The 15,658-nt window shown below is 25.3% G+C and carries 16 protein-coding genes; 13 read left to right on the top strand and 3 right to left on the bottom strand.

Annotated elements, in window-relative coordinates; all coding sequences use genetic code 11:
- Positions 1-70 precede the first annotated feature (70 nt).
- Together ABHC41_RS08370 and ABHC41_RS08365 are read left to right on the top strand one after the other, a co-directional pair.
- The gene (locus ABHC41_RS08370; protein ID WP_195237752.1) at positions 71-421 is read left to right on the top strand and encodes a hypothetical protein; all 351 of its coding nucleotides are present in this window, start codon (positions 71-73) and stop codon (positions 419-421) included.
- Positions 422-457: 36 nt separating this feature from the next.
- On the top strand, positions 458-1,759 hold the full coding sequence (locus ABHC41_RS08365; RefSeq protein WP_243240016.1) for a DNA mismatch repair protein MutS: 1,302 nt from the start codon (positions 458-460) through the stop codon (positions 1,757-1,759).
- Positions 1,760-1,800: 41 nt separating this feature from the next.
- Here the strand turns inward: ABHC41_RS08365 and ABHC41_RS08360 are convergent, their stop codons facing one another.
- Positions 1,801-2,475, bottom strand: coding sequence for a Crp/Fnr family transcriptional regulator (locus tag ABHC41_RS08360; RefSeq protein ID WP_166505404.1), 675 nt, complete (start codon positions 2,473-2,475; stop codon positions 1,801-1,803).
- A 432-nt stretch (positions 2,476-2,907) separates the two neighbouring features.
- Positions 2,908-4,077 carry a cation diffusion facilitator family transporter gene (locus tag ABHC41_RS08355; protein ID WP_195237751.1) on the bottom strand — a complete coding sequence of 390 codons (1,170 nt, stop codon included), beginning with the start codon at positions 4,075-4,077 and terminating at the stop codon, positions 2,908-2,910.
- Positions 4,078-4,431: 354 nt separating this feature from the next.
- Here ABHC41_RS08355 and ABHC41_RS08350 point away from each other — a divergent pair, with 354 nt between their 5' ends.
- The 11 genes from ABHC41_RS08350 to ABHC41_RS08300 all read left to right on the top strand — a co-directional run bounded on the left by ABHC41_RS08350 (position 4,432) and on the right by ABHC41_RS08300 (position 14,934).
- Positions 4,432-5,754, top strand: coding sequence for an MATE family efflux transporter (locus ABHC41_RS08350; protein WP_092925808.1), 1,323 nt, complete (start codon positions 4,432-4,434; stop codon positions 5,752-5,754).
- Positions 5,755-5,964: 210 nt separating this feature from the next.
- The gene (locus ABHC41_RS08345; protein ID WP_271892946.1) at positions 5,965-6,789 is read left to right on the top strand and encodes a MerR family transcriptional regulator; all 825 of its coding nucleotides are present in this window, start codon (positions 5,965-5,967) and stop codon (positions 6,787-6,789) included.
- A 102-nt stretch (positions 6,790-6,891) separates the two neighbouring features.
- The gene (locus tag ABHC41_RS08340; protein WP_092925812.1) at positions 6,892-7,533 is read left to right on the top strand and encodes a histidine phosphatase family protein; all 642 of its coding nucleotides are present in this window, start codon (positions 6,892-6,894) and stop codon (positions 7,531-7,533) included.
- Between the two features lie 9 nt (positions 7,534-7,542).
- Positions 7,543-8,757: an NAD(P)/FAD-dependent oxidoreductase gene (locus ABHC41_RS08335; RefSeq protein ID WP_166505401.1), complete on the top strand. Its 1,215-nt coding sequence runs from the start codon at positions 7,543-7,545 to the stop codon at positions 8,755-8,757.
- A 9-nt stretch (positions 8,758-8,766) separates the two neighbouring features.
- Complete coding sequence (aroH, locus tag ABHC41_RS08330) at positions 8,767-9,144, top strand: chorismate mutase (protein WP_092925815.1); 378 nt, start codon at positions 8,767-8,769, stop codon at positions 9,142-9,144.
- 40 nt (positions 9,145-9,184) lie between these two features.
- The gene (cmk, locus tag ABHC41_RS08325) at positions 9,185-9,835 is read left to right on the top strand and encodes a (d)CMP kinase (protein ID WP_092925817.1); all 651 of its coding nucleotides are present in this window, start codon (positions 9,185-9,187) and stop codon (positions 9,833-9,835) included.
- A 27-nt stretch (positions 9,836-9,862) separates the two neighbouring features.
- Positions 9,863-10,459, top strand: a complete 597-nt coding sequence (locus ABHC41_RS08320; protein ID WP_240275826.1) for a lysophospholipid acyltransferase family protein — start codon at positions 9,863-9,865, stop codon at positions 10,457-10,459.
- A gap of 24 nt (positions 10,460-10,483) precedes the next feature.
- Entirely contained in the window at positions 10,484-11,323 is an 840-nt protein-coding gene (locus tag ABHC41_RS08315) for a 4-hydroxy-3-methylbut-2-enyl diphosphate reductase (RefSeq protein WP_195237750.1), read from the top strand.
- A gap of 297 nt (positions 11,324-11,620) precedes the next feature.
- Positions 11,621-12,955 (top strand): FAD-dependent oxidoreductase, encoded by a 1,335-nt coding sequence (locus tag ABHC41_RS08310; RefSeq protein WP_271892941.1) that lies wholly within the window; start codon positions 11,621-11,623, stop codon positions 12,953-12,955.
- 112 nt (positions 12,956-13,067) lie between these two features.
- Positions 13,068-13,904, top strand: coding sequence for an alpha/beta hydrolase (locus tag ABHC41_RS08305; RefSeq protein ID WP_195237749.1), 837 nt, complete (start codon positions 13,068-13,070; stop codon positions 13,902-13,904).
- A 55-nt stretch (positions 13,905-13,959) separates the two neighbouring features.
- Positions 13,960-14,934, top strand: a complete 975-nt coding sequence (locus ABHC41_RS08300) for an acyltransferase family protein (RefSeq protein WP_166505398.1) — start codon at positions 13,960-13,962, stop codon at positions 14,932-14,934.
- Between the two features lie 61 nt (positions 14,935-14,995).
- Here the strand turns inward: ABHC41_RS08300 and ABHC41_RS08295 are convergent, their stop codons facing one another.
- Positions 14,996-15,196, bottom strand: a complete 201-nt coding sequence (locus tag ABHC41_RS08295) for a hypothetical protein (protein WP_092925827.1) — start codon at positions 15,194-15,196, stop codon at positions 14,996-14,998.
- Positions 15,197-15,658: the final 462 nt, after the last annotated feature.

Raw genomic sequence — 15,658 nt, 5'->3', positions numbered from 1 at the left:
TAATATTAAATGCCTTTGAAAAGAAAGTAAATTATAACTAATAAGTCATAATGGTACATAGGAGGAATAAATGGAAAATATTAATTTAAACATCAATATCCTAGAATTTATATTTGGTTTTATAGCTCTATTATTAATCCTTTTCTCTATAGAACTATACTTTAAGATAAAGAAAGATAAGACAATAAAAAAAGATATATTAAAAAAATATGGTAAAGAATTAGATATAGAAGATATTAACTATAAAATGGATAGTGTCTCTAGTTACTTTAAAAATATTAATGAAAAAGAATTTATAGATGATATAACATGGAATGATTTAAGCATGGATGACATATACAAAAAAATAAATAATACTCAAAGTACATCAGGAAGAGAAGTTTTATATAATATTCTAAGAATACCTTTATACGAAAAATAAGAACTTATAAAAAGAGACAACTTAATAGAATATTTTATGAAAAATCCAGATAAAAGATTTGAAGTACAATATATATTAGCAAAATTAGGAATAAGCAATGATTTATATACTACAAATTGTTTATTTAATAAAAGTGATAATAGCAAAAGTAGGTTACTAAGGTATACTATATTATCATACATACCAATAATAAGCTTAACACTAATATTTTTTAATAGGTATTTTATACTACTTTTAATAGCATCTGCTACATACAATGTATTTATAAGTCAAAGAAATGAAAGATACAATTATAATGTAGACGGTTTTACATATATGATATCTTTAATAAATGCAACTAAAAAAATAACAAATTTAAATATAAATGAAATAAATGATAACTTAAAAGATATATCAAGAAACTTAGATAATATTAAACATATTAGAAAAAAATCGCTAGGCGCAGATAGTAATGCAATGATGGATGATATGAAAATATTTAGTGAATATATGAACTTAATATTTTTAAAAGAGCTTAAGAGATATGAAAAAGTCAAAAGTACTGTTATAAAAAATGCAGATGACTTTAAAGCTATATATGATTATGTAGGGACTATAGATGCTCTTATAGCAATTGCGTCATTTAGAGATAGTCTAGATTATTATTCTAAACCAAATCTTGAAATTAGCACAAGTAAATACAATAACCATATAAATTTTGTTGATATATATCATCCACTTATAAAAAAACCTGTATCTAACTCTGCTAATTTTGATAAAAATGTGTTAATCACAGGTTCAAACGCGTCAGGAAAATCAACTTTTATAAAGACTATAGCAATAAATGCAATACTTGCTCAAACTATATATACAACTACTTCAAGGGAGTACAACTCATCATATTTTAACATATATACATCAATGGCTTTAAAGGACGATATATTTAGCAATGAAAGTTATTATATAGTAGAAATAAAATCTCTAAAGAGGATAATAGACAACTCTAAGAAAGATATACCATGCTTATGCTTTGTAGATGAAATATTAAGAGGAACTAATACCATAGAGCGTATAGCTTCTTCTTGTGAAGTACTATCAGCTCTTTATAAAAGTAACACTTTGTGCTTTGCGGCAACTCACGATATAGAACTTACTCATATACTTGAAGATAAATTTGAAAATTATCACTTTGAAGAAACTATAACAAATAAAGATATAAAATTTGACTATAAATTGCATAAGGGAAGATCAGAAACCAGAAATGCTATAAGACTTCTTGAATTTATGGGCTATGATAAAAATATTGTAATTAAAGCAGATGAAAAAGCTAAGAACTTTTTATTAAGTGGAAAGTGGTAAATAATATTATAGTTATACACGAAAAAATAAACATAGCAAAGCTATAACTTTGCTATGTTATTTAATTTGTCAAAATCTAATATACTAATTTTACCTCTACTTGAAATAAGGATACCTTTATTCTTAAAATCAGTAAGTATACGACTTACAACCTCCCTACTAGTTCCAAGCTCCTGTGCTATTTTTTCCTGAGTTAAATATAAGTACTTGCTGCTATTAGCTTTTTGAGAAATTAATAATAAATATTTTGCTATTCTAATATCTACACTTTCAAAAGCTAATTCCTCTAATACTTTTAATACATTGTTAAATTTAGTATAAAGATTTTCAAATATATACTTTTGAAATTCTAATGTATTATAAATATACTTATTAAATATAGAACTTGGTATAAAAGCAATAACTGTTGGTTCTATAACTTCTGCAAATGCTGGAAAATGTTTATTAGTTAGCATACAAGACATAGAAAGATAACAAGTATCACCCTTCTCTAATTTATAAAGTGTCACCTCTCTACCTTTATCCGATAATTTATACACTCTTATAGATCCGCTTATTATAAGAGAGAAACCTAAGCAAGAAGAGCTTTCATATATTAATGTATAATCACTATCAAATTCTCTAATTATTAAAGAATTTTTTATAATTGATTTAGTTTCTTCATCTAATGTATTTAAAAATGGATATATATATATTAATTCATTCCAATGATTCATTAAATACCTCCAAGTAAATTTACTCATATTAAAAATATATCAAATTTATATATAATATACTACTATAAGTTAATTATACTTAATCTTAATACAGATAAAAAATAGTTTTTAGTGCATAAAGTAAATATTAAGATAGATTAATATTAGTTTGATAATTCCTGTAAAAAACAAAATTCAATTATTAAAATTATATTTTAAGTTATCATATATGAAAAAAATATTCTCATAAAAAACAAAATAAGGAGATAATTGTAGATAGAAGCACTTATATTTTGATTATGGCATTTTTAGTAGGCGTTAAACTTATATATGAGATAATACTTTAATAATATAACAAAATTAAATTACTATATTTAATACATATTTGTATTATTATAAACTTTTGCAAAATAAAAGGTGCCTAAATTTATTTGAATTTAGGCACCCTTTACTTTAATGATAGTCCTTATCTATTATTATTTTACATTTATAATGAGGATGTATTTTTTTAACTTCATCTTTTATATATTTTATTATTTCGTCATCAGATGTATCTTTATCATGGGAAGTTACCACATCAAATACTAAAGTTTTTACATCATCATTACCAATAATTCTAAAATCATGCATAGATTTAATATCTTTATGTTTTTTTAATATCTCATTAAGCTCATTTCTTGTTTTAACTATTTCACTATCTTTCATACATATAGGATCCATGTGAATAACTAAATGGATATTAAGTTCCTTAGATATATCATATTCGGCATTATCTATAATATTATGTATGGTCATAATATCTATAGTAGCAGGAATTTCAACATGTACAGATGCTATACGTCTTCCAACACCATAGTTATGAATTATTAAGTCGTGTACTCCTGATATATAGTCGTAAGATAATAATTTTTCATTTATAGCTTTAACTAAATGTGGATCTGGAGCTTCTCCAAGTAAAGGACTTATAGTTTCCTTGACTAACGTAAATCCTGCATAGATTATAGCTAGAGAAACTAAAACACCTATATAACCATCTATCGGAAAAGATATATACTTTGATGCTAGATAAGATAATACAACACAACTTGAAGTAAATACATCACCAAGTGCATCTGCTGCAGATGCTTTAAGTGCAGATGAGTCAATTTTTTGCCCAATATGCTTATTAAATCTACTTAGCCAAAGTTTTATTGCAATTGATATAATTAATAATATAAATGGTACAAATTCAAATACTACAACTTCTGGGTTTAGTATTCTTTGTATAGAAGTTTTCGTAAAGCTTACACCAACAAACATAACCATAAATGCAACTATTAAGGCTGATATATACTCTATTCGTCCATGCCCAAAGGGATGCTCTTTATCTGGAGGCATACTAGCTAACTTAAATCCTACTATAGTTATAATAGAAGATGCCATATCAGAGAAATTGTTAAAAGCATCAGCTGTTATTGCTATACTAGATGTTATAAATCCTACTGAAAATTTAATTATAAACAGTAGTAAATTTAAAACTATACCAACAATCCCAGCTAAGTAACCATATCTATTCCTAACACTTTCATTATTAATATCCTCACTATTTTTAATGAAAGATTTAACTAAAAAATTAGAAATCATAAAATACTCCTTCCTTAATCTAATTCTTAATATAATTGTTTGCAAATTACAATTATATAGTCTAATGTAATATTGATTAGTAAATGGTAAATAGCTACAATAATTTATTCCCAAAATTTACAGTAATAATCATATATTCATAATTATACATAATAACTCTCTATTTATAAACCAAATATTAATATATAAATTATTAATTTAGTATAATTAAAAATAAATCAATATTGTAAACTATTTATCGGTTTTTATTAAATAGTATGTACTTTTTAATGAATTTGATAAAAAATATATTGACCCTTTTGTTACACAAGAGTTTATAATTTTAAAAGAAAGAAAGTGAAAAGGAGTGATATTATGATAAGTGAGTTTTTAAAATATGCAATCCCTTCTGCCTTCGCTATGCTTGTATCGGCATTATACACTATAATAGATGGAATTTTTGTTGGGCAAGGTGTAGGAGATAACGCGTTAGCAGCAGTCAATATAGTACTGCCATTTACAGTAATGTTAGTTGGTATAGCTAATATGATGGCTGTAGGGGGAGGAGCTTTAATCTCTAAAAATATAGGAGCTAAAAATATTGAAAAAGCAGTAAATATATTTAGACAGGTATGTAAATTCTTACTTATAGTAACTGTATTTATAAGTTTAGTATGTGTTATATTTGCAAAGCCTATAGTAAAAATGCTAGGAGCGACGGAAGCTCTTGAAACATTGGCAGTTGACTATTTAAAATACTATGCAATATTTTGTATTCCTAACCTAGTAGGATTAGCACTTAACAGTTTCGTAAGAAATGACGGAAAACCAAAATTAGCAATGTATTCCATAATAGCAGGTGCTATAACTAATATAATATTAGATTATGTATTCATATTCCCATTTGGACTTGGAATAAAAGGTGCAGCTATAGCAACAGGACTTGGACAGATAGTAACAGTAGCTATAATGCTTCCTCATTTTATACAGAAAAAAGGTTGTTTAACTTTTGGGAAAGTAAAAATAGAAAAAGAAGTTATAAGTGATTTATTAAAGATAGGGTTTCCTTCTTTCTTATCTCAAATAAGTTTCTCTTTTATAGTGCTTGTTCATAATTTGACATTAGTAAATGTTATGGGAGAAATAGGAGTATCGGCATATAGTATATTAAATTATATTGGAACTAATATATATATGGTACTATTTGGATTGACATTAGGAGCACAACCTCTTATTAGTTATAACTTTGGGAGAAAAGATAAAGATAAGGTGTTAAAATATTACAAAATTAATTCTATGGCATCTATAGTTACAACAGCTGTATTTGTAGTAATATGTTATGTATTTGGAAAACAAATAATAGGAATTTTTACAAATGATAAACAAATATTAGAAATAGCATATTTTGCTGTTAAGCTAGGAACTTTAAGTTATTTCATGGTTGGGTTAAATATAGGAACAATAGTGTTTTACCAAGCTATAGAAATGCCAAAGTTATCTACTTTAATATGTTTATTTAGATCTGTTATATTCTTACCGATATCTTTATTTGTACTATCTAAAGTATTCGGTGCAGATGGTATATGGGCAGGTACATTAGTATCTGAATCATTAACATTTATAGCAATAAACTTAATAGCTAATATAAAAACTTCAACAACTAAATCAATAAATAAACTTGTAGAAACTGCACAGTAAAAAGTAAAGCTATGAACAATAGAGTAAAATCTTTATTGTTCATAGCTTTTTATTATTTTTGTAAATTAAAAATGTATAGTTTATTTTAATGTTAATTTTATTTTTGAAACTGTTCTTTTATTAGATTTATTTTATAAAAGCATGTTATCTCTTTAAGTATATGGTCATTTAGCATATACTATAAAAAGATATAAATTTAGAGGTGATTAAATGGAAAAATACTTTTCAATAGGAGAAATGGCTAAATTAAATAATATATCCATAGAAACATTAAGACATTACGATCGATATAATTTATTAAACCCAGATTATATAAATGAAAAAACAGGATATAGATATTATTCTATAAAAAGTTTTATGAAGCTTGATATTATAAAAAAATGTAAAGCAATAGGTCTATCCTTAGATGAAATAAAGGATGTAATGAATGACTATGATTCATTAGGATCTATACTAAAAACACTTGAAAAACAAAAGGATCTTGTAAACAAAAAACTACATGAGTTAAATACTATAAAGGAAAGTATAGAACACCTTGAAAATGATATAAAAGACTCGCTTGCTATTGGATTTAATAATGTATTCATAAAATATAATGAAGAAAGAAAAATGATAAAATATAATTACTCTGGAAGGTATACAGAAGAATTTGAAATGAATCTTAGAAAAAGTCTAGTAGAAATAGAAGAAATGTATAATACATTTAATTATCAAATAGTTTTTTCAACATCTTACAATGACTTAATAAATAAAGATAAATTAACTTATACAAGAACTATGATAAAAACAGAAGATGTATTAAATACAGATGAGAGAATAATAATCCTACCTAAAGGAAACTACCTTACAATGTATTTTGATGATACCTTTTATGATATTAAAAAATACTATAATTTAATAATAAACTATATAAAGGAAAAAAATGTAAAAGTTATTGGAGATTTCCATGAAGTATATATAATAACAAGAGCAAATAGTAGTGGTGAAATAAAAGCACTAGCACAAATAGAGATACTTATTGAAAATAATATTTAGGGAATAGTTAAAAGGATATATCTTTTTAATAAATTATATTTATGGTATAATAAAAATTTAGTAAAAGATAAAAATAACTATATACAACATAGGAGGCAACAGATGGCTAATACATTTTATATAGTAAGACATGGACAAACCAATTGGAACATATTAGGTAAAACGCAAGGGCATGGAAACTCTGATTTAACAGCTAAGGGAGAAGAACAAGCAATTTGTCTTGGTGAAGCTTTAAAAGAGTACCCAATAGATTACATATACAGTAGTGATTTAGGAAGGGCGCTACAAACTGCTAATCTTATAGGAGAAAAAATAGGTGTTAAGGTAAAAGAAACACCTGCACTTAGAGAAATGGGATTTGGTGTTTGGGAAGGTCTTTTAATAGATGAAATTAAAAAAGATTATTTAGAAACTTATAATACTTGGAGAAATGAACCTCATCTAGTAAATATAGAAGGTGGAGAAACTCTTCATTTAATAAAGGATAGATTAGAAGTATTTATAAAAGAATTAAATGAGAAATATAATGACAAACATATATTATTAGTCAGTCATTCTGTAACTGTTAGAGTATTACTATTATCATTTTTAAACTCAGGTATGGAAAATATATACAGAATAAAGCAAGATAATACGGCTTTAAACATAGTAGAATATAGAGATTATGGCCCAGTAATAATAAAAATGAATGATACTAATCATATAAAAAACAATGAAAAGATAAACAACTCTGCATTAGAATAGGAGATATTTATGTCAAAAGTAATAGTAGTTGGTGGTGGTCCATCAGGTATGATGGCAGCTATTACAGCTTCAAAAAATAATAATGAAGTTATACTTATAGAAAGAAATGAAGAATTAGGAAAAAAGCTTAGAGTCACGGGCGGAGGAAGATGTAATCTTACTAATTATAGAGATATAGAAGATTTCTTTGATAAGATAGTAACTAACAAAAAATTTTTATATAGTAGTTTTTATACATTTACTAATCATAGCTTATTGGAGTATTTTAAAAGTAATGGATTAGAATATATAATAGAAGATTTTAATGATCATAAGGTATATACTAAATCAGGTAAATCAGAAGAAGTTATAGATATCCTAAAAAATGACTTAAAAGATAACAGTGTTAAAGTTATATATAATAAACAAGTTATAGATATAATAGTAGAAAATGATGCAGTTTCTGGTGTAATACTTAATGATGGTCAAAATATAAAGGGAGATAAGGTTATAATATCAACTGGAGGGAAAAGCTACCCTCATACAGGTTCGGATGGATCAATGTATGATATATTAGTTAAACATAATCACACATTGAAAAAAATATATCCAGCACTTACTCCACTTACTATAAAGGAGCATTGGATAAAAAATTTACAAGGTGTATCTATACAAAATGTAGAAATATCTTGTAAGATAAGAAATAAAAAGATATATCAAGTGGGAGATATATTATTTGCACACTTTGGCCTAACAGGTCCTTGTGTACTTAAACTATCTTCTTATATAAATAAATATGTAGAAGATAACTTAATAGAACTTAACATAGACTTCTTGCCAAATACTAGTTCAGATGAAATATCTAAAATAATAAGAGAGAATCCTAATAAAAATATAATAAATAATTTAAGAAGATTACTTCCACAAAACTTTTTAAAAGAAGTGCTTAAGATTCTTAATTTAACTGATAAAAAAGCAAATGAATTAACAAAAACAGATGAAGAGAAAATAATAAGCTATATAAAATCTATGAAACTTACTTGTAATGGTACTAAAGGAATAAAAACATCGCAAGTAACAAGTGGTGGAATATCAGTTAAAGAGATAAACTCTTCAACTATGGAATCAAAAATAATAAAAAATTTATATCTTACAGGGGAATTAATAGATATAGATGCAGAAACAGGGGGCTATAATTTACAAATAGCCTTTTCAACGGGATATTTAGCGGGAATAAGTGTATAGGTGATTAATATGAAAACATTAGCGATAAGAGGTGCAACAACGGTTGTTTCTAATACTAAAGCAGATATACTTGATGAGACTGCAAAGTTAGTACAAACTATAATAATAGAAAATGCATTAGATATTGATGATATAATAAGTATGTGTTTTACAATGACAAATGACTTAGATAAAGTATATCCATCAGTAGCAGTTAGGGATATATTAGATATAACAGATATTCCTATGCTTAACTTTGAAGAAAAATATATAGATGGAAGTCTTAAAATGTGCATAAGAATTATGATGCATGTAAATACAGACAAATCTAAAAAAGATATAAAACATATATATTTAAACAATGCTAAAGACTTAAGAAAAGATCTAATAACAAATATATACAAATAAATTTTATTAGATAATAGATAAAAAGTTAGGAGAAACAATTATGAGAAATTTAGTAATAGCAGTAGATGGTCCTGCAGGAGCAGGTAAAAGTACAATAGCTAAAATAATAGCAAATAGGTTAAATATAAACTATATAGATACAGGTGCAATGTACAGAGCAATAACTTACAAGTGTTTAAAAAATAATATAGATATAAATAACGAAGAAGAAGTAGTTAAGCTAGCCAAGGACACAGATATAGATTTTAGAGATAATAATATATATATAGATGGAAATATATTAAAAGAAGAAATAAGAACTATGGAAGTTAGTAATAATGTGTCTAATGTAGCTAAAATAAAAGAAGTTAGATATTTAATGGTAGATGTTCAAAGAGAAATAGGAAAAAGAAATTCTGTTATATTAGATGGAAGAGATATAGGTTCATATGTATTCCCTAATGCAGATTATAAATTCTATCTAGTAGCAACTCCAGAAGAAAGAGGTCAAAGACGTTTCAAGGAATTAAAAGAAAAAGGATATGAAACAACTCTTGAAGAAATAATTAAAGATATAATTAAGAGAGATGAAATAGATTCAAATCGAGAATTTGCGCCACTTGTTAAGGCTGATGATGCTATAGAAATAGATACAACTGGAAAAACTATAGATGATGTTGTTGAAAGTGTAATATCTAAAATAAATTTATAATAAGTTTAGTTTTGAAGGGAGATAGATGTGAGTTTTTATAATTTTGCAACAAAAGTTCTTTTAATGTTTTCAAAAACATTTTATAAATTTGAAGTAATAGGAAAAGAGAATATTCCAAATGAAGGAAATATAATAATAGCTTGTAATCATAAATCAAACTTAGACCCTATATTTATAGCATCAGCAATACAAAATAGAGAAATAGCAGCTATTGCTAAGAAGGAATTATTTAAATCAAAACCGCTGGCATTTATTTTAAATAAATTAAATGTTATACCGATAAATAGAGATAAGCCTGACGTGTCAACCATAAAAAATATTTTAAGATCTATAAAAGATGGGTATATATTAGGTATATTCCCAGAAGGAACAAGAGTTAAAGAACCAGGATTTGGACAGGCCAAAGGTGGGCTTACAGTATTTGCCGTAAAAGGAAAGGCTGATGTTGTTCCTATATCTATAATAAGTAATTATAAGTTTTTTAATAGAGTTACAGTATATATAGATAAGCCTATATCATTTAAAGAATACTATGGTAAAAAGCTTACTACTGAGGATAATGAAAGATTAGCTCAAAATGTATTAGAAGTTATTAAAGAAAATTATTATATACATTCAAAATAATTATTTTAATATAGGGAGAATGATATGAACGTAAAAATAGCTAAAGAAGCAGGATTTTGTTTTGGTGTAAAAAGAGCTATGAAAATGGCTTGGAATGAATTAGAAAAAAATAGTGATGGCATATATGCACTAGGTCCACTTATACATAATAAACAAGCAGTTAAAAAGTATGAAAATAAAGGACTTTTAACTATTGATGATATAAACTCTGTTCCAAATTCAAAACATATGATAATAAGATCTCATGGAGTAAGTGAAGATGTATATATAGAAGCGAGAGAAAAAGATATAAGCATAATAGATACAACTTGCCCGTTTGTAAAAAAGATTCATAGAAAAGCTAAATCTTACTATGATAAAGGGTATCAGATAATAGTTATAGGAGACTATAAACATCCAGAAGTCATCGGTATAAATGGATGGTGTAAAAATAATGCTATAATAATAAAAACACTAGATTATGCAAAAAATTTAGAATTTGATAAAGCTAAGAAATATTGTGTAGTAGCTCAAACTACAATAAATATAGAATTATATAAAGAGATAACAGATTACTTAGAATCTATTTTAGATAATGTAGTATTAAATAATACTATATGCTCAGCTACAAAAGTAAGACAAGAAGCTGCTAGAGAATTATCAAATGAAGTAGATTGTGTAGTTGTAATAGGTGGAAAACATAGTTCAAACACTCAAAAACTAGTTAATATATGCAAAGAGTATGTAGATACATATGCAATAGAAACAAAGGAAGAATTAGATATAGATACATTAAAAAAGTATGAAAATATTGGAATAACAGCTGGTGCATCAACACCAGATTGGATAATAGAAGATGTTGTTACATTTATAAAATCATTATAAGAAGTAAATTACTACTCAAAGCTTAGATTAAATATCTAAGCTTTTTATTTGTATAAAAATAATAATATGGATTTAATGCTTATAATATAGTAAACTAAAACAAAAAAGTAACATACAATTGTTAATTATAGAATAATTTATATAAGTAATAGTTATTTAAATAACGATATTTATAATAATATATAGATAACTATAGCTAAATAAGATAATACTAATATTAATAATTATGTTTTTTTATATAAAGCTTTGGGTATATATGTAGTATGTTAAAAATATATCAATATGGAGGTATAAATAATGAAAGTTATAGTTGTAGGATGCACTCATGCAGGAACAGCTGCAGTTATTAATATAAAAGAAAAATATCCAGAAAGTGAAATAGTAGTATATGAAAAAAATGATAATATATCATTTTTATCATGTGGTATAGCATTAAGTATTTCAAAAGTTGTAACTGAGCCAGAAAAGCTTTTTTATAACTCTCCTAAAGGTTTAGAAGATTTAGGAATCAAAGCAAATATGAAACATAAAGTTTTAGATATAGATTTTATTAATAAAAAAGTTAAGGTAAAAAACTTAATGGATAATGAAATATTAGAGGACACTTACGATAAGTTAATATTAACACTAGGCTCATGGCCAATAGTCCCTAGATTTGAAGGAGGAGAGTTAGAAAATATAGTATTATGCAAAAACTACGACCATGCAAAAACTATAATAAATAAAAGTAAAGATGCAAAAAATGTAGTTGTAATAGGTGCGGGTTATATAGGTGTAGAACTAGCTGAAGCCTTCAAAATTCAAGGCAAAAATACTATATTAATAGATGCAGAAGATAGGATAATGTCTAAATATTTAGATTCTGAATTTACAGATATAGCAGAAAAAACTTTTACAGAAAAAGGTGTAAGGTTAGAGCTAGGTCAAAAGGTCGAAAAATTTGAAGGTAAAGATGGTAAGGTAAGTAAGGTTATAACAAATAAAAGCAAATTTGAAGCAGACTTAGTTGTACTTTGTATTGGGTTTAAACCTAATACTCACTTACTTAAAGATAAAATAGATATGTTACCTAATGGAGCTATAATGATAGATGAGTATATGAGAACAAGTGCTAAAGATGTTTTTGCAGCAGGAGATTGTTGCGTAGTTAAATATAATCCAGCTAAAGATACTAGATATATACCACTTGCTACGAATGCAGTTAGAATGGGAACTTTAATAGCTAAAAACTTAGTTGAACCAAAATTAAAATATCTCGGAACACAAGGAACTTCAGGAATAAGGATATATGATTTATCAATAGCATCAACCGGACTTACAGAAGAAATGGCAAATAAAACAACTAAATTTAATGTAGGCTCAGTGATAGTTAAAGATAATTATAGACCTGAATTTATGCCAACATTTGAGGAAGTAATCTTAAAATTGGTATTTGATAAAGATAATCATAAAATTTTAGGTGGCCAAATTATATCTAAAGTAGATTTAACTCAATTTATGAACACATTATCTGTAGTTATACAAAATGAAATGACTTTGGAAGAATTGGCTGTAACAGACTTTTTCTTCCAACCTCACTTTAATAAACCTTGGAGTTTGTTAAATATAGCTGCACTTGAAGCTATAAAATAGAAATTAGAATAAGTATTATAAAAATATAATAGCATATAATATATAAAAAGACATGAATTAAACTTCATGTCTTTTTATATATTTAGAAGAAAAATTCAAGGATGGTATATAAATGAACTTAAAATCCATAAAACTTAAATTATTTAATATAGGCAAAACTATAACTAATAGCTATATAAAAGATAATAATATAAAAGGGAAAATTATTAGATATGGTAATAATAAAAGACAATATTATAAGGTATACACTCCTTATAGCAGTAATTTAAAGTCAACTATATTTTTTATACATGGTGGAGGCTGGTGGCATGGAAATCCATCACTTTATAGTGGTGTAGGGAAATTTTTTTATAAATTAGGATATCAAACTGTATTATGTGGATATAGGCTAGTTCCTTTTCATAGATACCCAACTCAGATAGATGATGTATTTAAAGCTTTAAAACACTATATAGAATGTAATAAAGAAATAAATAGTATAGTAATTGCAGGATATTCGGCAGGTGGAGAATTAGCTTCTCGTTTAGTGTTCGACCATGATAGACAGTTAAAATATAATATTAATAAAGATTTATTAAAGGGTTTTATATCATTGTCTGGAGTGCTTGATTTTTCAAAATGTACTTCTATATACTCTAGAATATTGGTGAACAATTATGTATATAAAAGTAATATTAAAAAAGCAAATCCTATAAGCCTTTTAAACAAAGAAGTTAATTTACCTATACTGTGTATTCATGGAGAAAGTGATTCTTTAATTAATGTTAATACTTCTATATCTTTTATTAAAAAAGTAAATAATCTAGATGAAAATACTATACTTAAAACAATAAAAAGAGCAGAACACGAAGATACAATAGATATAGTAAGAGGAGATGGAAATAAATATTCTGAATATATATTAAGATTTATAAAGGAAATAGATGATATAAAGAAAATAGATATATAGATACATTTTTATGAATAATGATTATAGTAAGTGTTTTAAAAGTAAAGGAGTAACCATGAATAAAATTGAAAATAATTACTACATAGATAATATAAAGTTTGTACTCATATTCTTTGTAGTATTTGGTCATCTAATAGAACGATATATGGAAGGAAATTATATTTTAATGGGTATATATATATTTATATATACTTTTCATATGCCTTTATTTATATTTATATCAGGGCTACTTTCGAAAAATATAAACAAAAGCAGAAAGTTTCTTTTAAGAAAGTTACTTATACCGTATATTGTATTAAATATAATTTGGTATTCCTTGGCATATCTATATACAAAGGAAACTTACATACCAGTTATATATCCGGGATGGACCTTATGGTTTTTATTAAGCCTATTTTTTTGGAGGATATCTCTTAAATATTTAATAAAGATTAAATATATACTTCCTATAAGTTTTATACTTGGTATTTTTATTGGGCTTGTTCCTAATGGTTCAATGTTATCTTTTTCAAGAACAATAGTATATTTGCCCTTTTTCTTATTAGGATATTATACTAATATAAATACATTAAATAAGTTATATAATAGTATAAATATATGGATTAGCATTTTGGGAATAAGTATGTTTATAGCATTAGCTTTATTTATATCCGAAAATAATATTATAAGCTATAGCTTTTTATATGGTTCATACTCTTATTTAGAACTTGGAATGAATATATTTAAGGGTAGTGTATATAGGGTTATTTTATATTTATGTAGTATAATACTTTCTACATTTATATTAACTGTGATACCTAATAAAAAGACCTTTTACACTTCAATGGGAAAGTCGACTATGTATGTGTATGTTTACCATATATACGTAATATTAATAATATTTTATTTAGTACCTGCTTGGAATAAAAATATTTTGACTATGTGGATTATACTTGCAAGCCCTATATTTGTAACATATATATTATCTAAAAAAGTTTTTGCAAGAGTATACGATAAATTCTTTAATAGCATATTTAAGTTAATAAAGTAACAAATACACTCATAAAAGCAACAGCTTAAAGCTGTAGCTTTTTATTTTTGATATCCTTATATTATAGTTTCTTTATATAAATTATAGATGTTAAAGGTATATACAAGTCGTAATTCTTATTGGATGCTTTATCTATATGTTTTCTATTTAAAACAACTTCTATAGGAGTTACTCTTATGATTTCACCGTATAGTTTTTCTTTAGATAGATATGAGTATATTTCAACATATTCATTTAAAAAATCTAAAGCATATTCATACATAGTGTCAACTCCTTAAAATATATTTACTATAAATATATTAAATATATAAACAGATTGTTACATATATTATGAAATTATTTATTAATTTATATAGCTAATAAATTATCATATCTAAGTAAAAGGATTAAAAGTGACTTATGTAGAATAAGAAATAATCTTAAAATAAATCTATTGAAAAACTACGATAAAATATATGGGTATAAATGTAAACTTAGATAAAATCAGTATTAAAACTGGTGCAACAGCAATACTTCCTCATGAGAGCAATATATTTAAAGAAAAACTGTTGACTTAATCTTATTTAATAAATAATTTTGGAAAGAGTAGAGGGTTCATGCAAGTAGAAAAACTTGGAATCATTGAAACACTAATAATACTTACAAATACTTTAAGTGTAGTAACTTGAATTATAGCTTTAGTAAAATATATGATAAAGCAAAATGAAGATTTGAATAATTATTT

The sequence above is a fragment of the Romboutsia sp. 1001216sp1 genome (genome assembly GCF_039841805.1).
Classification (GTDB): domain Bacteria; phylum Bacillota; class Clostridia; order Peptostreptococcales; family Peptostreptococcaceae; genus Romboutsia_C; species Romboutsia_C hominis.
Note: the sequence above shows the minus strand (reverse complement) of the source record. Positions and strands in the feature narration are given on the sequence as shown.